The sequence below is a fragment of the Ruminococcus sp. D54t1_190329_F1 genome, from assembly GCF_015551645.1.
Lineage (GTDB): Bacteria > Bacillota > Clostridia > Lachnospirales > Lachnospiraceae > Blautia_A > Blautia_A faecis.
This window is the reverse complement of record NZ_JADNDC010000037.1, coordinates 1-20,059: the sequence shown is the minus strand read 5'-3', so window position 1 is coordinate 20,059 and position 20,059 is coordinate 1. Positions and strand designations below refer to the sequence as shown.

The window sequence follows — 20,059 nt, the reverse complement described above, 5'->3', positions numbered from 1 at the left end:
CACTGCGCATTTCTATATTAAGAAATTACCTACTCCTCTTCCCCATTCTCTTCATATGACATTTCCCATATCTCTGAAAAAACAGCCAGCGGACAATCCGTCAAAAGACACATCAGCAGGAAACATTCGTATGGGTTCACAATATAAATCTCGCTCATTCCACACTTCTTCAGAATTCTCTGCGCTTCCTCTATGAAATGATGGTATCTGTCATAGGGATCATCATCCTCCATCTCCTGAGACACAATAAAGAACTCCAGCGTAAGAAGATCAAACCGCTCTACCGGGAACTTGTGATTCAGAATATTGGTAATTCTCTGTCTGCTGAACCTCTTCTGGCTGAAATGTTTCGCCAGGATAGAGGCTGACATTTTTTTCAGATTTCCCATCTTATTGATAGGAATACCATTGCAGATTACCTTCTCCAGGTCAGAAGGAGTAATATTCTCCGGTTTCCAGACCTTATCCCGGCCTTTCTCCTCCTCATCCTTCTGATACATGGCTGCAATGATCTGCTTCGCATGTTCCAGAAGGCGCAGGAACTCCTGAAATGCCTGGCTCTTCTCATTCATTGGATCATCCCAGCCAGCTTTCAGGCATGCCAGATATTTCAGCAATTTTTCCTCTGTATCTATGGTAAAATCGCCGCTGATTACTTCCGCCACTTTGCCTTTATCTGCTGCAGGTTCCATGGATTTGTAATTCTCTTTATATTCCTCTGCCTTGCTGTAAGGAAGCTGCTTACTATAACAATACCAGTAGATCACTTCCTCTGGATTATGGAAATCAAAATCCTGCTCCTTCAGCACCCTTGTCAGAAAGTCTGAAACATCCTCCGCGCTCATGCGAAGCCCGAAGCCCAGCAAAAATACAGTTTCGCGCTTTACTGAGGCCTGGGTAAGCCAATTGTTCACCAACGCAGGAAGCTTAGTTGAAGTAGGATTCATAGACTTGGGTGTGTAGGTTTCCCGGAAAGAATCAACTGCAATATCTCTGTATACCTCCTGGGGCACTTCTCCAAACGGTTCCTCAATCCCGGCTCTTTCATAGATATATCTCTTCAAATGATCTCCGAACGAAACCAGCTCCATCTCTTTATATAAATAATGAAAAATAACGTCCGCATCTTCATCCTCAAATCCATCCAGACTGACTACCTGACGAAATCTCTGGGCAGCCCTTCTGGTAAATTCAAAATCCTTTACGGAATCAAATGCCACTGTCTGTTCAAAATCAAGATCCTGCATACGATTTTTCATCATAAATCACCTTCATTTTCCTATAATCAACTACTTAAATTGTGAAAAAATTTGCCCTCTGATTTATCCCTTCTTCTGCAAAAACCAGGTTTTGAACGGCCGATTATCTGCCCTTACCTCGCAGAGAATGATCGTAGTATTATCTCTGGCCCCTTTATCCAGTACCCTTGTTAAAAGAGTATGGGCAATATCACGAACTGAGTCTTCCTGCTTCATAATTTCTTCAATCTCGCGGTCAGATAACATATCTGTTACCCCGTCTGAGCAAAGCAGATAACGGTCCCTGTCCTGATAAGGAATTGCCGCAATGGCAGGTTCCAGCTTCATCTCGGTCTCCTCCACTCCCAGAAACTGAGTCAGGGGTGCTTTCCCAAATCTGCAGCTTTTCAGCACATGATCTCTGGAAATCTGGGAAAACTCCCCCTTGGAAAACCGATAAATCCTGCTGTCTCCCAGATTACAGATATACGCTTCTTTTTTCCCAAAAGCAATCATCGCCATAGTAGTACCCATGGCACTGATCCGTTGTTCCCGACCGTAATCGCATACAGCCTGATTCATATCCCTACAGGCTTCCGTAAGAAAAAGCTCTGGTGCTTTACGAAGCATCCCCTTATTTTCCCTATAAAAATGCTCCAGGCTGTCAGAAGCAAGCCAGGCAGCCATTTCCCCCTGGCTCTCCCCTCCCATGCCGTCAAAAACAGCCATTACCGGAAGGCTCTCCCGAAGTCTGAGACCAGTACGGATTTCTTCTGTTCCATGATTACTCACTGGAAGGTGCTCTCCACAGCACCAGAAATTGTCCTCGTTATTTGGTCGCACTTTCCCTGCATGGCAGGTATATGCATAATCAATATGATATGTCATTCTATTCCTCTTCGCCTGTCTGTCGATGTTCCAAAGAATCACAGCCACTTCTTATATGACCGGTATCATCATTCATCTAACTGCTCCAGCGCATTTTTCCAGTATTTCTCGCCACGCTTGGTGTACTCAGTACTGTCATTCTCCTTATCGTGGACAGTTCCGTCTGTATCGATCCAGCGGATCAGTTTGCCACGCTTGTCATAGTAATATAATTCCTTCTTATTACCGGTCCATACATATGCAAAAAACAGACGTTCATCCCAATAATAATACTCCTCATAAACTCCATCTTCGGATGTCTCCGGATAAATCAGCGCTTTCACCAGTTTCCCGTTGCTGTCATAGTAGCGAAGCCGGTCGCCTTCCTTGCCAACTTCCTCGCAGTCCGGAAGTTCGCTTACAATTGTATTCGCCTGCTCCTTAATTGTCTGAATTGAAGTAGAAAATTCATCAATTTGAGCAGTACTGTTATCATTAGCTTCCAGAACTTCCATAACGTTCTCCGTATTTTGAGCCTTGCGATTCTCATCATGGATTAATTTCATATAAACACCAATAATAATGCATGCCGCAAGCGCCACTACAATAAGGGAAACTGTCCATGGTGAAATCTGTCTTTCCTGGTTCCACCCGCTTCTCTGCTGCTTCCTTCGCTTAGTGGAAGAGGCATTTACTGACTGTTTCTCATAATTTTTCACTGCATTTTTCGCAGGCTTTCTGAGCTGTGCCTCTTCTTCCCGGACAGCTTTCTCAATCTGAGGGTCTTCTGCCACATGGGTCCGCTCCATACGGTCTTCCGGCTCCTGAGGGGCATATCTTCTCTGATCCCGCTCAAGTTCTGCTGAATTTGTCAGCTCCCACTGGGACTTCTCCCACTCTTTCTCTGCATTCACCGGTGCCAGACGAAGCTTCTCCAAATCCCGCAGCATATCTTCTGGTTTCCTGTAACGTTTCCCCGGCTCATATGCACATGCTTTTAGTATAATGTGGGAAAAAGCAGCACTGGCATTAACTGGTGCCGGCATTTTCTCCCCTGCCATTCTCCGTGCAAGGGCAGTCTCTTTATCTCTGTATGTAATCAACTGCTTATCCAGCGAAAGAAAAGGCAGCCTGTTCTGATTCATCAATTTATATAATACAATTCCAAGGGAATAGATATCAATACTGCTGTCGTACTTCTCACCCTTGTAAATCTCCGGTGCCATGTAGGAATAGGTACCTTTCTTGGACATATTGCTCATGGTATGTGCCTGTTCCCTGGCAATTCCAAAGTCACCCAGCTTAAAATCACCGAATCTGGACACAAAAATATTCTCCGGTTTCACATCACGGTGAATAATATTCAATTTCCTGCAATAAATCAATGCCATAGCCAGGTCACAGCCAAGTTTGATCACTTCCTTCTCAGTAAGCTCCTTGCCTGTGCAGTAATCCATAAAGCTGGTAAGATATTCCATTCTTATGGAAATGTCCCAGCCGATCTCATCCAAATATTCCACCACTTTGAAATCTTCAAATGAAACCACATGGGAATTTCCGCAAAAATGCTCCATAGTATATATTTCCTGAATGCAGTCTTCTACCAGATTTCGAAAATATTCCCTGGTAGACTGCTCATTATTCATCTCTGAGCGTACGCTGTCAAGTTCTCCCTTACTTGCCGGTATGGATATAATCTTGATTGCGGAGTAAAAAGAACGGCCTCGTTCTGTCCGCTTCGCTTTATACACTTTCCCAAAGGATCCTTCGCCTATTTTCTCTATAAGTTCCCATTCTGGCCAGACGGAAACCGGAACATCTTTATCCATGTATGTTCTCCCTCCTCGAACGGGTAATGACTTTTTAAATGGACTGGCAAGTCTTCCCCGTCACGATACACAGAAATCATGGTTTACGTGATTTCGCACCGCTATTCTCGGGTTTTCTGTGAACTACTTTTCCCCCAGAACACCTCGCGGAATACTGCCTTCTGAATAGTTACATAAAACATTATACAGGAATCTTACCACAAATGATAGACCAGGTTGTATTTTCCTCTATCCATATTTTTCCTTACCCTCGCCTACGGCGGATTGTCTCAAGCAGCATTTCCCTTGCTGCTGCAGTGTGTTCCTGCCGGGCTGCACTTTTTTGTGTAACTGTAAGTTCCATAGAATTCTCTGTTACACAAAAATCCCCCAAAGCAACATTTCTGTCACCCTGGGGGATTTCATATTTTATCGTTTATTCTTCACTGTCTTCAGAAGAATCCTCATCCTCAAATGTATCCTCATCCTCATCCACTGCAAGATCTGCCTCATCAGCAGTCTCCAGCTCTTCTGAGTCTTCCGCTACATCCAGCACATCCTGATCCTCGTCGTCCATTTCATCAAATTCGATTTCTTCTGGCTCTTCCGGCATTCCTGTATCAAGCTCTACATCGCTGTAGCACTTCATACCTGTACCAGCTGGAATCAGTTTACCGATGATTACATTCTCTTTCAGACCGATCAGATGGTCAACCTTACCTTTGATGGCAGCTTCGGTCAGAACCTTGGTAGTCTCCTGGAAAGAAGCAGCTGATAAGAAGGAATCAGTTGCCAGAGATGCCTTGGTAATACCAAGCATTCCCTGTTTTCCAATTGCAGGACGTAATCCCTCAGCTTCCAGTTTCTCATTTACTTCCTCATACTCGAGGAAGTCAACAAGTGTACCTGGCAGGAACTCAGAATCTCCGTTATCCTCGATACGGATTTTCTTCAGCATCTGATGAACGATAACCTCGATATGTTTATCGTTGATCTCAACACCCTGAAGACGGTATACACGCTGAACCTCACGGATCATGTAATCCTGAACTGCACGAACACCCTTGATTCGAAGGATATCATGCGGGTTTACACTACCTTCTGTAAGCTCATCACCAGCCTCCATAACCTGTCCGTCCATAATCTTGATACGGGAACCGTATGGAATCAGGTAAGTCTTGGAATCACCAGTCTCCGGATCTGTTACGATGATCTCTCTCTTCTTCTTGGTGTCATTGATTGTAGCAACACCCTTGATTTCAGTGATAACAGCAAGTCCTTTCGGCTTTCTTGCCTCAAAAAGCTCCTCGACACGAGGAAGACCCTGTGTGATATCTCCACCGGCAACACCACCTGTATGGAAAGTACGCATGGTCAGCTGTGTACCTGGCTCACCGATAGACTGTGCAGCGATGATACCGATGGACTCACCAACCTGTACCGGCTCACCGGTAGCCATGTTTGCGCCATAGCACTTCGCACACACACCAACCTTACACTTACAGCTCAGGATGGTACGGATCTTAACCTGCTCAACAGCACCTCCGGTAATGTTGTCTACACCCTCTTTCATGATACGTGCAGCACGCTTCGGAGTGATCATGTGGTTTGCTTTTACAAGGACTTCGCCCTCTTTATTCTTAATGGTCTCGCAGGAGAAACGACCTGTGATACGATCCTGAAGGCTCTCGATCTCCTCCTTGCCATCCATGAAACCTTTTACATACATACCGGAAATCTCTGCTCTGTTCTCACAGCAGTCCATCTCACGTACGATCAGATCCTGAGATACGTCAACAAGACGTCTTGTCAAGTAACCGGAATCGGCTGTACGAAGAGCGGTATCGGAAAGTCCTTTACGAGCTCCATGAGCGGACATGAAATATTCCAGTACGTCCAGACCCTCACGGAAGTTTGACTTGATAGGAAGCTCGATTGTATGTCCGGTTGTATCGGCCATCAATCCACGCATACCTGCAAGCTGTTTGATCTGTTTATCAGATCCACGGGCACCAGAGTCAGCCATCATGAAGATGTTGTTGTACTTATCAAGTCCGGAAAGAAGTGCATGAGTAAGCTCATCGTCAGTCTTCTTCCAGGTATCCACAACCTCTTTATAACGCTCTTCCTCAGTAATAAGACCACGTTTATAGTTCTTTGTGATCTTATCTACAGTATCCTGTGCAGCCTTGATCATCTCAGGCTTCTGCGGCGGCACGGTCATATCAGAAATAGATACAGTCATGGCAGCTCTTGTAGAATACTTGTAACCCATAGCTTTGATAGAGTCCAGAACCTCAGCAGTCTTGGTTGCTCCGTGAGTATTAATAACTTTTTCAAGGATCTGTTTCAGCTGTTTCTTACCAACCAGGAAGTCAACCTCAAGAAGAAGTTCATTTCCCGGAATGCTTCTGTCAACAAATCCAAGATCCTGCGGCAGGATCTCATTGAACAGGAAACGTCCCAGTGTAGACTGTACATTGCCTGTGAAAGTACTTCCATCCGGCATTATCTTGCTGCAGCGGACAAGAATCTTGGACTGCAGAGTAATTACCTGGTTCTCATATGCCAGAATTGCCTCGTTTACACTCTTGAAGAACTTGCCTTCTCCCTTGTTTCCAGGTCTTTCCTGTGTCAGATAGTAAATACCAAGAACCATATCCTGTGAAGGAACAGCTACCGGTCCACCATCAGAAGGTTTCAGAAGGTTGTTCGGAGACAGAAGCAGGAAACGGCACTCTGCCTGTGCTTCCTGTGACAGCGGAAGATGGACAGCCATCTGGTCACCATCGAAGTCAGCGTTGAAAGCGGTACAAACAAGCGGATGAAGCTTAATAGCCTTACCTTCTACAAGGATCGGCTCAAACGCCTGGATACCCAGACGATGCAGTGTAGGTGCACGGTTCAGCATAACCGGATGTTCTTTGATAACGTCTTCCAGAACATCCCATACAGCTGGCTCAAGCTTCTCTACCATCTTCTTGGCATTCTTAATATTGTGAGAGGTGCCGTTTGCTACCAGTTCTTTCATAACGAAAGGCTTAAACAGCTCGATTGCCATCTCTTTTGGCAGACCGCACTGATAAATCTTCAGCTCTGGTCCAACAACGATAACGGAACGTCCGGAGTAGTCAACACGCTTACCAAGAAGGTTCTGACGGAAACGTCCGGATTTACCTTTCAACATATCAGAAAGGGATTTCAGGGCTCTGTTTCCAGGACCTGTAACCGGGCGGCCACGACGACCATTGTCGATCAGGGCGTCAACTGCTTCCTGAAGCATACGTTTCTCATTGCGGACAATGATATCCGGAGCACCAAGCTCCAGCAGTCTTTTCAGACGATTATTACGATTAATGATTCTTCTGTACAGATCATTCAGGTCAGATGTTGCAAAACGTCCACCATCCAGCTGTACCATAGGACGAAGATCCGGCGGGATTACAGGAACAACATCAAGAATCATCCACTCAGGACGGTTTCCTGACTCACGGAAAGATTCAACAACCTCAAGACGTTTGATGATCCTTGCACGCTTCTGGCCTGTTGCCTTAACCAGCTCTGCCTTTAATTCAGCGGAATCCTTCTCAAGGTCGATAGCCATAAGGAGCTCTTTGATAGCCTCAGCACCCATGCCTACGCGGAAGTTATTTCCGTAAGACTCACGGGCATCCTGATATTCTCTCTCAGTAAGGATCTGCTTGTACTGAAGTCCGGAATCTGCCGGATCCAGTACAATATAATTTGCAAAGTAAAGAACTTTCTCCAGTGTTCTTGGAGTCAGATCCAGGATAAGTCCCATACGGGACGGAATACCCTTGAAATACCAGATATGGGAAACAGGAGCAGCAAGCTCAATGTGACCCATACGCTCTCTACGAACGGAAGCCTTGGTAACCTCAACGCCGCATCGGTCGCAGACAACACCTTTATAACGGATTTTCTTATATTTACCACAGTGGCACTCCCAGTCCTTGCTTGGTCCGAAAATTCTTTCACAGAAAAGTCCGTCTTTCTCCGGTTTCAAGGTACGGTAGTTGATGGTTTCCGGTTTTGTAACCTCACCTCTTGACCACTCTCTGATCTTTTCCGGGGACGCCAGTCCGATTTTAATGGCATCAAAAGTCATTGGCTGATATGTTTCATTGGTATTGGTTGATTCTGCCATGTATTCTTTTCCCCTTTCTACTCTTCGATATCATCGTAGGAATCGTCGATTTCGGATTCATAATCCTCTTCTTCGTCCTCGTCCACATCAACAAGTTCCTCTCCGTCAAACTCCTGCTTGGTATAGCCATGTTTGCTGAAGGATTCCTCTCCTCTGTGGCCGCGGGAATCTCCCTCGATAACTGCACGAAGATCGGTTTCGCCGTAATCTACATTCTCCATGATCTGAACTTCTGTCTGATCATCTTTGAGCACACGTACATCCAATGCCAGGGACTGGAGCTCTTTAAGAAGAACCTTAAAGGATTCCGGAATACCAGGCTCAGGGATGTTATCACCCTTGATGATTGCTTCATAAGTCTTCACACGACCGACTACATCATCGGATTTAACTGTCAGGATTTCCTGGAGTGTATAGGATGCACCGTATGCCTCCAGAGCCCAAACCTCCATCTCTCCGAAACGCTGTCCACCGAACTGAGCTTTACCACCCAGTGGCTGCTGTGTAACCAGAGAGTAAGGACCTGTGGAACGGGCATGGATCTTATCATCAACCAGATGATGCAGTTTCAGGTAATGCATGTGTCCGATTGTGGTCGGACCGTCGAAGAACTCTCCGGTACGTCCGTCACGAAGCTGTACTTTACCATCTCTGGAAATCGGAACACCTTTCCACAATGCTCTGTGGGCTTTGTTCTCATCCAGATACTGCATTACATCAGGTGCCAGAATGTCTTTGTATTTCTCACGGAACTCTTCAAAATCTTCTGTATTTACATAGTCATTTGCAAGTTCCAGTGTATCCTGGATATCATTCTCGTTTGCACCATCGAATACCGGTGTGGAAATATTAAAGCCAAGTGCTTTGGCAGCAAGACTTAAATGAATTTCCAGGACCTGTCCAATGTTCATACGGGAAGGTACACCCAGCGGGTTCAGCACGATATCCAGTGGACGTCCGTTCGGAAGGAATGGCATATCCTCAACCGGAAGTACACGGGAAACGACACCCTTGTTACCATGACGACCAGCCATCTTATCACCAACGGAGATTTTTCTCTTCTGTGCGATATAGATACGTACAGACTGATTAACTCCTGGAGACAGCTCATCACCATTTTCTCTTGTGAATACCTTGGCGTCTACAACGATACCATACTCACCGTGTGGTACCTTAAGGGAAGTATCACGAACCTCACGTGCTTTCTCACCGAAGATTGCACGAAGAAGTCTCTCCTCTGCTGTAAGCTCAGTCTCTCCCTTAGGAGTAACCTTACCAACAAGGATATCACCAGCACGAACCTCTGCACCGATACGAATGATTCCGCGCTCATCAAGATCCTTGAGTGCATCATCACCTACGCCTGGAACATCACGAGTGATCTCTTCCGGTCCAAGCTTTGTATCACGGGATTCTGCTTCATATTCTTCAATGTGAACAGATGTATAAACATCGTTCTGTACAAGTTTCTCACTTAACAGTACGGCATCCTCGTAGTTATAACCTTCCCAGGTCATAAATCCGATCAGAGGGTTCTTGCCAAGAGCAAGCTCTCCCTGAGAAGTAGACGGACCATCGGCAATAACATCACCTGCTTCAACGTGCTCGCCCTGATTAACGATCGGACGCTGGTTGTAACAGTTGCTCTGGTTACTGCGCATGAATTTGGTAAGATGATAATCATCTTTTGTTCCATCATCATTCTTGATGCTGATATCGGTAGATGTGGAGCGAAGTACAGTACCAGACTTTCTTGCAACCACACAAACACCGGAGTCAACAGCTGTCTTTGCTTCCATTCCTGTACCAACAACTGGTGCTTCTGTGGTAAGAAGCGGAACGGCCTGACGCTGCATGTTTGATCCCATCAGCGCACGGTTCGCATCATCGTTCTGAAGGAATGGGATCAGGGCTGTAGCTACAGAGAATACCATCTTAGGTGATACGTCCATGTAATCAAACATCTGACGCTCATACTCCTGAGTCTCTTCACGATAACGACCGGAAACGTTCTTACGAACGAAATGTCCTTCTGCGTCAAGTGCCTCATTCGCCTGTGCTACATGGTAGTTATCCTCTTCATCAGCGGTCATGTAAACAACTTCGTCAGTTACACGCGGATTCATAGGATCCGTTTTATCAATCTTACGGTAAGGTGCCTCAACAAATCCGTACTGATTCAGCTTTGCATAAGATGCAAGGGAGTTGATCAGACCGATGTTCGGACCCTCAGGAGTCTCGATCGGGCACATTCTTCCGTAATGGGAATAGTGAACGTCTCGAACCTCGAATCCGGCTCTGTCTCGTGACAAACCGCCAGGTCCAAGTGCGGAAAGACGTCTCTTATGGGTCAGCTCACCAAGAGGGTTGTTCTGATCCATGAACTGTGACAGCTGGGAAGATCCGAAGAACTCTTTTACAGCAGCTGTTACAGGTTTGATATTGATCAAGGACTGCGGGGAAATGCTCTCCACATCCTGTGTTGTCATTCTCTCACGAACCACACGCTCAAGTCTGGAAAGACCGATACGGTACTGATTCTGAAGCAGTTCACCAACCGCACGGATACGACGGTTTCCTAAGTGGTCGATATCGTCGTCATTTCCAATGCCGTATTCCAGATGCATATTGTAATTAATAGAAGCAAAAATATCTTCTCTTGTAATATGTTTCGGAATCAGGTCATGGATATCTCTGCGGATAGCAGCAATTCTATCCTCAAGTGTGTCATTTTCTTCCAGAATTTTTTCGAGTACAGGGTAATATACTAACTCTGTAACCCCAAGCTCTTCCAGGTTCTCAATTTCTGGCAGATAGTGATGCATGTCTACCATTAAGTTAGAAAGGACTTTAATTCTGCGGTCTTCTTCACCCTGGATCCATACAAATGGAACTGCAGCGTTCTGAATGGCATCAGCCAGTTCTCTGGTTACGATAGTACCAGCCTCTGCAAGAATTTCTCCTGTAGAGCCCTCAACCACATCGTCAGCCAGCTTATGACCAACAATTCGTTTATTGAAATGAAGTTTCTTATTAAATTTATAACGTCCGACCTTGGCAAGATCATATCTTCTCGGATCAAAGAACATCGCATTGATCAGGCTCTCTGCGCTCTCAACTGCAAGCGGCTCGCCTGGACGGATTTTCTTATACAGTTCAAGAAGACCTTCTTCATAATTTGTAGAAGTATCCTTTGTGAAACTTGCAAGGATCTTCGGCTCTTCGCCAAACAGATCAATGATCTCTGCATTGGAACCAACACCAAGTGCACGGATCAGTACAGTGATCGGAACCTTACGGGTTCTGTCCACACGCACATAGAATACATCGTTGGAGTCAGTCTCATATTCCAGCCATGCTCCTCTGTTAGGAATTACTGTACAGGAAAACAGTCTCTTACCGATTTTATCGTGTGCAATGGCATAATAGATTCCAGGGGAACGTACTAACTGGCTGACAATAACACGCTCAGCACCGTTAATGACGAAAGTTCCTGTCGCGGTCATAATCGGCAGGTCTCCCATGAAAATCCCGTGTTCGTTGATCTCATCTGTTTCCTTGTTAATCAGTCTCACTCGAACCTTCAAAGGTGCGGCATAAGTTACGTCACGTTCTTTACACTGCTCGATGGTGTATTTAGCCTCTTTTTCATCAAATGTGAAGCCGATGAATTCAAGACTGAGCTTTCCGCCGTAGTCTGCGATTGGAGAAATATCGTCGAATACTTCATTCAATCCTTCGTCGAGAAACCACTGGTAAGAATCCTTCTGGACCTCGATCAAGTTCGGCATTTCCAGGACTTCTTTTTGTCTCTGGTAGCTCATTCGCATGCTTTTTCCAGTTTTTACAGAACGAATTCTGTTTTTTTCCATTGACGTTTCACCCCTGTTTTATTTTATTTATTACAACATCAGCCCGCTCTGCTGCATAAGCATAGTAGGCATATCTTGCCATAATATAGCATTCTTCACTATAGCACAACAAAAAAAGCCTGTCAAGCACTTTTCTGTTGTTTTTTCATTTGTTTTTTATTTGTAATTGCTGAATAGTTATAATTTATTTTACTTTTCTCTTGCTATAAGAAAGGTTTCCATATTTATCCGATAATACAAAGAGAAGCGTCGTTCCTTTTTTCTGTTTTTTGATAGAAATATTATATTTCTTTTTGGAATTGATGCTTCCTCTGCCGATTTTTTTATTCTTGTTTCTGCTTACTGCATAAATTGTAAGCTTCTTTCCACCCGCCGCTTTGCCTGTGATCTTCACTGACTTTCTGGTGATCTTAGACGCAGTAGGCATTTTCACGGAAATGATTCCAGTGCTGTTTTCCGCATAAATTGCATAAGTACTGCCATTATTCTCCAGACGGTTCTTTTTGTTTCCGGAAATCTTTGACCTGCTTACATATAAACCGCATTTTCTGCTGCCAGTAACCGCATTTCCATAAAGTTTTCCAGTCTGGCTTGCGATCACTTGGATCCCTCTGCCGTTCACATTTGTAATCCTGTTAGATTTTATAACAGCATTTCCAATATTTTCCACATATATTCCGTCCAGCATGCAGCCTTTCACCTGATTCGCTGTGATCTGACACTCCTCGCTGCCCCAGAGAACAATTCCGTTCTTTTTTCCGGAGGATATACGGTTCCGGCTTACTTCACACCCGTCAGAGCCATTTTCCATAAGAATTCCATCACCGCCGATACCTGAAATCACATTATCCAGGACTTGATTCTCTGTGGATGGAGTCCCCAGCTTTCCGCCGTCATAAGCGTAGATTCCTACATTTTTACAACCTGATACCTGATTATCTTTTATCACATTTTTGGAAGAAGCAGACAGGTAAATTCCCATATTGGAAAAGGATGCAGTTTTTTGCAGTTTCAACTGATTATTTTCCACTGTACAGCCATCAGCTAGATAAAGGCGAATTCCATTTCCATTCCCTGTGATCATATTTCCCTTTACCTCAACACCGGTTTCCTTATAAATACCTGTCGGAATTCCCTTAGCCTGTGCCTTTGAGCTGTCACTTACCCAGGCTCCCTGGACTTCAATTCCATATCCTCTCCATGTGTTTCCATTGATCTGGCTCACTGAAGAAATAGAAATCTGATTGTTTTTCACGGAAATGCCCGCATTCTGGTGGTTTCCTGCCATTCCCGCAGCAGTTCCTGGCATAAGATGGGTATTCGGGAAATACATGCAGCTCACAAGCACTCCGCCGCCTGCATTCTCTATTATATTGTCCTCCACAGCAGAATCCACGTAATTCAGGCACCAGACAGCTCTCTTTTTCACATTTCGAAAGGTATTCCCCTGAATCACGATGTTCCGGTATGGTCTGTCGTAAATCATGCTGTGACTGCCCACTCCTGCAAACACATTCTCAAAAATGTTATCCGTAATCCTGACATTCTCACAAACTGCTCCATCAAAGGGCTGATATCCTGGAAAAATATAGTCCAGACATGCATCCAGCTGAATGCATTCCTGTCCGCCGCCTTCATATTCCTGCCAATATCCCCGGAATGTACAGCCAGTCACGGTTACATCTTCCGTACCTGCCAGCTCAAGAAAATGAGATTTCAAATTGTTTAGAAATGTTACGTTCTTCACAGTTACGTGTCTGGCATGTCCAATCCTGAAGCCTACAAAACCGCCTGTGCCTTCCTTATCTTCGACAACCGGGTAATTCAGATCCCAGGTTCCGCCTTCAATGGTGATATTGTGATATCCATCATAACCTCCGGCAGAAAGTATGTCATCTCCCAGTCTGAGGACCACATGCTTATCTGTACAGGATTTCGTCAGTACAGCTCCTTCTGCATAAAGAGTAAGATTGCTGTACATATGGATAGTTCCGGAAATCAGATAGCTTCCCTGCGGGATGATTACCGTACAAGGAGTTTCATCTGTAGCTCTCTGCCCCATAAAGTGAAGCACTGTATTCAAGGTTTCGGTAATATCACTTCCATCAGCCACATCTAAAGTCACTACTGTAGCGTTTTCGGGAATAGCCGCCAAAATCTGCTGTTCATTACCAGAAGGTACAGGTGTAAGCGGAGTTTCTTCTGGCTCCTCTTCAAAATCATTATCAGACTCATCTGCTGAAAAAAATCCCACCTCAGCTGTTCCGCCATAGAAGCCAGTCTCATCCTCTTCCATTTCCGGCTCAAGATCGCAATCTGAAAAGCTGTCTTCAAAATTCTCCGTCACATTTTCTGCTGATTCAGCATATATAACAGAACTGCCTCCCAGATATAAAGAAACTCCCAGTAATGTTACAGTCAAAAACATTTTTATATTCATTCAGAATCTCCTTGCACAAAAAGAATCCTGATTGCAGGAAACTCCAACAGAATTTCCTGTTACACAAAAAAATCCCCGCAGTGGCCTGCACGACAGACTTCTGCGGGGAGCATGGTTCGCTTAAATACACCTAAATTATTTAAGAGTAACTTTAGCGCCTTCAGCCTCAAGTTTAGTTTTGATATCCTCAGCCTCTGCTTTGGAAGCGCCCTCTTTAACCATTTTCGGAGCACCATCAACAACTTCTTTAGCTTCTTTAAGACCTAAGCCTGTGATCTCACGAACAACTTTGATAACTTTAACTTTGTTAGGACCTACTTCTGTAAGCTCTACGTCAAACTCATCTTTCTCCTCAGCTGCTTCACCAGCACCTGCTGCTGCTACAACAACGCCTGCTGCTGCGGATACACCGAACTCTTCCTCGCAAGCTTTTACTAAATCATTTAACTCTAATACAGATAACTCTTTGATTGCTTCGATAAACTCAGCTGTTGTTAACTTTGCCATTATAATTTTCCTCCATTTTTAAATTTTTTGTGGAATCAATGATTCGATTCAGCGACAGAAACTTAAATTATTCTGCTGCTGGTGCCTCAGCCTCTCCACCCTTCTGCTCTGCGATCTGATTAAGCACACGAGCAAAGTTGGTAATAGGAGACTGGATACTTCCAAGCAGTTTGCCAAGAAGTTCTTCTCTGGACGGGATCTGGGACAGTGCCTGGATTCCTGCCTGATCGTTGTAGTTACCCTCAACAATACCAGCTACTAACTCAAGTGCCGGATACTGTTTTGCAAATTTAGCAAGGATTCTTGCAGGAGCAGTAGCGTCTGTTGCAGAAATTGCAATAGCGTTTGTTCCATGTAAGTGCTTGTCAAGATCTGCACATGGAGTACCTTCAAATGCACGACGCATTAAAGTGTTTTTGTAAACCTTGTACTGTACGCCGGACTCTCTTAACTCTTTACGTAAAATAGTATCCTGCTCAACTGTAAGACCACTGTAGTCAACAAGAACAACAGCCTGTGCGTCTTTAATATTGTTAGCGATTTCTTCTACGATTGGTTGTTTCAGTTCTACTTTTGCCATGAAATGGTACACCTCCTTATAGAATTTGATATACCGCCAAAAAAAGCCTTACTGTAAGACAGCAAGGCTCAACGTAATTCTTACGAAAGAATACTTAGTCCTCGGTAGGCGTTTTAATCCTTATGCCTTACGGCACCTACTGTCTTCGGCAGCGTTCTGTAATAAAATACCACGTTCGATTTTATTTGTCAATAGTTATTTTTACTTTTTTTACATCTGTTTTCTTACTACTCTGTACTCGTCCCCCATGCGGAAATAAGGGCAATCGTGATAGGTTCCTGTAATAAAACGATACATCTCATCTTCGTCAAGGTTCATATCACAAGTATAGCACTCATAATCATCGTCGTAAGAATAGTTTACACAATATTCGCAGTTCGCCCCCTGCTTCTTTTTCATATTACATACCCTGCCTTCCTTGCGAGTATTTAAAAATCATTCCCGCAATCTGCACGCCCTAGAGAATTTCCATGGTCCAGGAAATCTGGCACTCCCTGCCAGCTTCCAGTGAAATAAGGTTCTTCTGTTCCTCCAGATTTTCTGTAATTCCCTGTCTGGATGGAAGGGAACACCACGGCTCAATGCAAACATAAGGAGCATCCATGCAGGGCATATGCCAGAAACCGACATAAGGCATATCCGCATAAGATACCTTCACTGCCTTTTTGCCCTTCGTACTGTGAAGCAGAACCTCTCCAGAGGTTTTCTCCAGCACAATAGCATCTTCATCAAAAAGATTATGACGAAGAGGAATCCGTCTGCCTTCCAAAAGTTCATAAGACTCCTTCCCCTCCACAAAACACTCCTGTGAAAAAAGAATGCGCTGCGGCTCACATGCCCTGGAAAATTCCAATTCATAATCCTCAAAGGACAGTCCCTCTTCCATAGGAATATTAAATCCCGGGTGACCGCCGATTCCAAAATACATCGTTTTCTCATCCTTATTTTTTACCGAATAGAGAACTTTTAAAGTATTTTTCTCAAGCAGATATCGGATCTCAAAACGAAAATGAAATGGATACTGTTCCAGCGTTTCCCTGGTATCTTCCATTGCAAACACCAGTTCATTCTCCCCTGCTTTCTCACAGGAGAAAACAGAATCCTTGGCAAAACCGTGAATATCCATATGATAAGTTTTCCCCTGAAATATGTAGGATTTCTCCCATAATCTGGCAATATAGGGAAAAAGATTGGCACCATGCTCATTCCAGTATCTGTCATCTCCCTGCCAGATATACTCAAATCCGTCCTTATCTGTCACGGACCACAAAATAGCACCTTCTGCGTCAGCCTTTACTTTAAGAAATTCATTGCTGATCTCGTATTTCATCCCATTCCTCAACTTCCTGGCATCATATCGGGCCATGATAAAATCTCTCTGGCAATGACCTCTTCATAGTTGCCCTCAATATCCTGACTGCGTCCTGCTTCATAAATATTTGTCTCTGCTCCCCAGACACGGTCCTCATACTCCCACACATGAAATTTCAATCCACGAAACAGAAAATCAAGACTTCCGCAGCCATCAATCTCTGTATATTCGTATTTGATATTCTTCTTTTTTAATGCATCCTGTACAATCTGTAACCGCATTTTTGTCACCTTCCTTTAGTCTCAAAGCGATACCTTTTTATGATCATTCTTTTTTCTTCTGACCATTATCTACATGAATTCTGTTCTTACCGGATTTCTTTGAAGCATACATTGCGTTATCCGCCGCCAGATACAGGCTTTCATAGTCGTTTCCAGCTGTAGGATAAGCCGTCGCTCCAATACTCACGGTAAAATGTGGCGTAGTCTCTGACTTCGCCAGAATATCAAGAATTTCCGCACCTTTTGCTTCAACAGCCGAAGCAAGTTCTGTATTTGTCATAAACACAATAAATTCATCACCGCCAAGACGACCGATAATGTCTTCCCTGCGGAAATGTTCCTTCAAAAGTTTTACCAAAGTAATCAATGCAAGGTCACCTATTGCATGCCCCATTGTATCATTTACCGTCTTAAAATCATCAATATCGAGCATAAGAAGGTAACCTTTACACTCTTTATCCTGCATAAGCGCACTGATTTCCTTCAGTCCAAATAAAGTCGTTATATTTGGCGTAAATACCAGTGTTTTTTCCAGACAGTCATATTCAAAAAGAACTGTGTCCGAAAACTCCGACAAAATGTCGTACCTTGCCTGACCTTTCATCACTTTCTTCTGCTGTTTCATATAGAATCGTACAGTAAAAAACACCATGATCAACGCGCATCCAAGAAGCGTAAAAATAATCATGCGGTTTCCATTGATGAGCACTGCTTTATAATTCTTCATTTTGGCGGAACGATATTCTGAAACCAGAATACAATCTCTGCCTTCCAACTTGGATGCCACCAGATAAATATCCGTTTTCTCAAGTTCCGTGAAAATATGAGGTGCTCCATAAGTCAGCTCTTTAAGTGACCTTTCCACCTGGGAAATACTGTTATCCTTCACATGCTGCGAATGAAGCACTGTCGCCACCGTATATTCAATGTCAAAAATCCGCATATCTCCTGCCAGGATTTTCCCATCTGAATTGCACACATAGTGAAGCACATTCCCCTCGTCCTCATTCAGAGCCGCCCAGACTTCCTCCACCTTATCTGCTCCAACTGAACCAGCCAGGAAATTCTCCATTTCTGTCAGTGCTTCCGAATGGGTGGATAAGAGTGATTCTTCCAAGCCGTGACGGCTCTTATTCATTATTTTTCAGTATAAAACCTATATATCCTGCTGTCAAGCTTGTGATTTTTGGTCACTTTTTACAATTCTTGTATTGGAAGGATACTTTTGTTTTATTCATAGGATTCCATCTGCCGCTGAAATAATGTAAGGTGAATAAAACAAAAAGAAGCATATTGTGGCCTATCATGCATCCCCATGCAGACACAAGTCCCAATCCAAGAAGATTGATGCAGATAAAAGTACCCAGAATTCTTACCCCCCACATTCCCGCTACATTGAAAATAAAGGGAGTTACTGTTTTCCCCACACCTTGCATCATGCCCTCGATCACAATAGGTACACCATAAAACGGTTCGGAAACAGCAACCATACGAAGTACCGTACTTCCCAGACGGATAACCTGCGCATCTGAGGAAAACAGCCTGATCAATATCGGCGCAAAAATAAACAACAGACTTCCGGAAATAACCATCAGTCCCACTTCCAACGGCACAATTGCCCTGGCAAGGCTGTTAAGTTTTTTATTGTCATTGGCTCCAAGAGCATTGCCTGCAAGAGTAGCTGCTGCTGTCTGCATTCCATATCCAGGAATATAAAAAGCAGATTCTACTGTATTGGCAATAGTGTGGGCTGCCGTTGCAGTCTCGCCCAAAGAATTGATCATGGATGCAAATGCCACATATCCAAGGGACGTGGCAAAGCGCTGAAACATATTTGGAACAGCCACTTTCAGGCAGGGGCTCAGAACTGCCGAATCCGGCAGGAAGCTCTGACCTTTTGGAGATATATCAGTATGCTTCCATAATTTAACAGTAATTGCAATACCTCCAATGGTATAAGCTATAGCACTCGCTGCTGCTGCACCCTGAACGCCCCATCCTGCGCCTGGGATCACCAGTTCTTTTCCACCGATCAGCACAGTTCTGGTGGAATATATCAAGAAAAAGTTCAGTACAATGTTGATAACATTAAAAGTAACTCCTACCCGCATAGGTGTTTTGGTATCGCCCACTGCCCTTAGGACAGTTCCAAAAATAATGTTCGCAGTTCGAAAAAGCATCGGTGCATAGAGGATCAGGAAATAGCTGGATGCCAGTTTCTGAATAGAAGGATCTACCTGCATCCACACAGGGACTTTACTGCTCAGTCCCATTGTCAGAATTGTAAAAAATATTCCTACGATCACAACTGTCAGCACAGCCTGTCCTGAAGCTTTTTTTGCCTGTTCTTTTTTTCCTGCTCCGATTGACTGGGATATGTATGCCAGAAATCCTATGCTGATCGCAGAAATCGTACTTCCAATCAGCCAGTTTACTGTACTGGTAGCTCCAACAGCGGCCGTTGCACTTGTTCCCAGAACGCCTACCATACCAGTGTCCATATATTGTACTGCAGTCTGCATCAGCTGTTCCAGCATAGTTGGCCACGCAAGAGAAAAAATAACTGGCAGCATTTCTTTTGTTCCCTGATCTGCCAATCTGGATCCGTTTCGAGTTGATTTCATCTTATTTCTTCCTGTTCTGTTACCTGTTATTTTATGAATTGATTTAAAAAATATTTTAGCAGAATATAAAGAAAAAAAACAGGGTAAAAGTAAAGAAAAGGCAACAAAAAAACGATAACCAACCGGCTACCGTTTCCATTCTGTACCTTCAAAACTACATACATGTTACATCCTAATGGAATCATTTTACCTCTGCGTGAGTCTGGCAGCCACTTTATAACTGCCTTCCTCATTTCTTGGTCAAACCCTCACCCTATTAGTAACAGTCAGCTCCGTGTGTTACCACACTTCCACCCCTGCCCTATCTACCTCGTCGTCTTCAAGGGGGTTTACTTCTTTCGAATGGGACATCTCATCTTGAG

The 20,059-nt window shown here is 44.2% G+C and carries 13 protein-coding genes, 1 rRNA gene and 1 other annotated feature; all 14 genes read right to left on the bottom strand.

Going from position 1 to position 20,059, the window contains the following annotated elements; genetic code table 11:
* Positions 1 to 29 precede the first annotated feature (29 nt).
* On the bottom strand, positions 30 to 1,262 hold the full coding sequence (locus I2D69_RS15525) for a hypothetical protein (RefSeq protein WP_330386421.1): 1,233 nt from the start codon (positions 1,260 to 1,262) through the stop codon (positions 30 to 32).
* A gap of 60 nt (positions 1,263 to 1,322) precedes the next feature.
* The gene (locus I2D69_RS15520; RefSeq protein WP_195380197.1) at positions 1,323 to 2,126 is read right to left on the bottom strand and encodes a protein phosphatase 2C domain-containing protein; all 804 of its coding nucleotides are present in this window, start codon (positions 2,124 to 2,126) and stop codon (positions 1,323 to 1,325) included.
* Between the two features lie 68 nt (positions 2,127 to 2,194).
* Positions 2,195 to 3,934 carry a serine/threonine-protein kinase gene (locus I2D69_RS15515; protein ID WP_195380196.1) on the bottom strand — a complete coding sequence of 580 codons (1,740 nt, stop codon included), beginning with the start codon at positions 3,932 to 3,934 and terminating at the stop codon, positions 2,195 to 2,197.
* A gap of 415 nt (positions 3,935 to 4,349) precedes the next feature.
* Positions 4,350 to 8,081, bottom strand: a complete 3,732-nt coding sequence (gene rpoC / locus I2D69_RS15510; RefSeq protein ID WP_173716717.1) for a DNA-directed RNA polymerase subunit beta' — start codon at positions 8,079 to 8,081, stop codon at positions 4,350 to 4,352.
* 17 nt (positions 8,082 to 8,098) lie between these two features.
* Positions 8,099 to 11,953 (bottom strand): DNA-directed RNA polymerase subunit beta, encoded by a 3,855-nt coding sequence (locus tag I2D69_RS15505; RefSeq protein ID WP_195380195.1) that lies wholly within the window; start codon positions 11,951 to 11,953, stop codon positions 8,099 to 8,101.
* A 184-nt stretch (positions 11,954 to 12,137) separates the two neighbouring features.
* Positions 12,138 to 14,393: a right-handed parallel beta-helix repeat-containing protein gene (locus I2D69_RS15500; RefSeq protein ID WP_195380194.1), complete on the bottom strand. Its 2,256-nt coding sequence runs from the start codon at positions 14,391 to 14,393 to the stop codon at positions 12,138 to 12,140.
* 135 nt (positions 14,394 to 14,528) lie between these two features.
* Positions 14,529 to 14,900 (bottom strand): 50S ribosomal protein L7/L12, encoded by a 372-nt coding sequence (gene rplL / locus I2D69_RS15495; protein ID WP_118583314.1) that lies wholly within the window; start codon positions 14,898 to 14,900, stop codon positions 14,529 to 14,531.
* Between the two features lie 67 nt (positions 14,901 to 14,967).
* Positions 14,968 to 15,480: a 50S ribosomal protein L10 gene (gene rplJ / locus I2D69_RS15490; RefSeq protein ID WP_118583316.1), complete on the bottom strand. Its 513-nt coding sequence runs from the start codon at positions 15,478 to 15,480 to the stop codon at positions 14,968 to 14,970.
* A gap of 30 nt (positions 15,481 to 15,510) precedes the next feature.
* Positions 15,511 to 15,647 (bottom strand) — a sequence feature (ribosomal protein L10 leader region).
* 43 nt (positions 15,648 to 15,690) lie between these two features.
* A complete protein-coding gene (locus tag I2D69_RS15485; RefSeq protein ID WP_118583318.1) occupies positions 15,691 to 15,879 on the bottom strand; it encodes a DUF6472 family protein in 189 nt (62 codons plus the stop codon).
* Positions 15,880 to 15,937: 58 nt separating this feature from the next.
* A complete protein-coding gene (locus tag I2D69_RS15480; RefSeq protein ID WP_226841076.1) occupies positions 15,938 to 16,810 on the bottom strand; it encodes an aldose 1-epimerase family protein in 873 nt (290 codons plus the stop codon).
* Between the two features lie 8 nt (positions 16,811 to 16,818).
* Positions 16,819 to 17,073, bottom strand: a complete 255-nt coding sequence (locus tag I2D69_RS15475) for a kinase (protein WP_118583324.1) — start codon at positions 17,071 to 17,073, stop codon at positions 16,819 to 16,821.
* 43 nt (positions 17,074 to 17,116) lie between these two features.
* Entirely contained in the window at positions 17,117 to 18,190 is a 1,074-nt protein-coding gene (locus I2D69_RS15470; protein ID WP_195380193.1) for a GGDEF domain-containing protein, read from the bottom strand.
* A gap of 73 nt (positions 18,191 to 18,263) precedes the next feature.
* Entirely contained in the window at positions 18,264 to 19,697 is a 1,434-nt protein-coding gene (locus I2D69_RS15465; RefSeq protein ID WP_227199155.1) for an MATE family efflux transporter, read from the bottom strand.
* Positions 19,698 to 19,933: 236 nt separating this feature from the next.
* Positions 19,934 to 20,059: ribosomal RNA gene (locus I2D69_RS15460) — 23S ribosomal RNA — on the bottom strand; the annotation flags it as partial.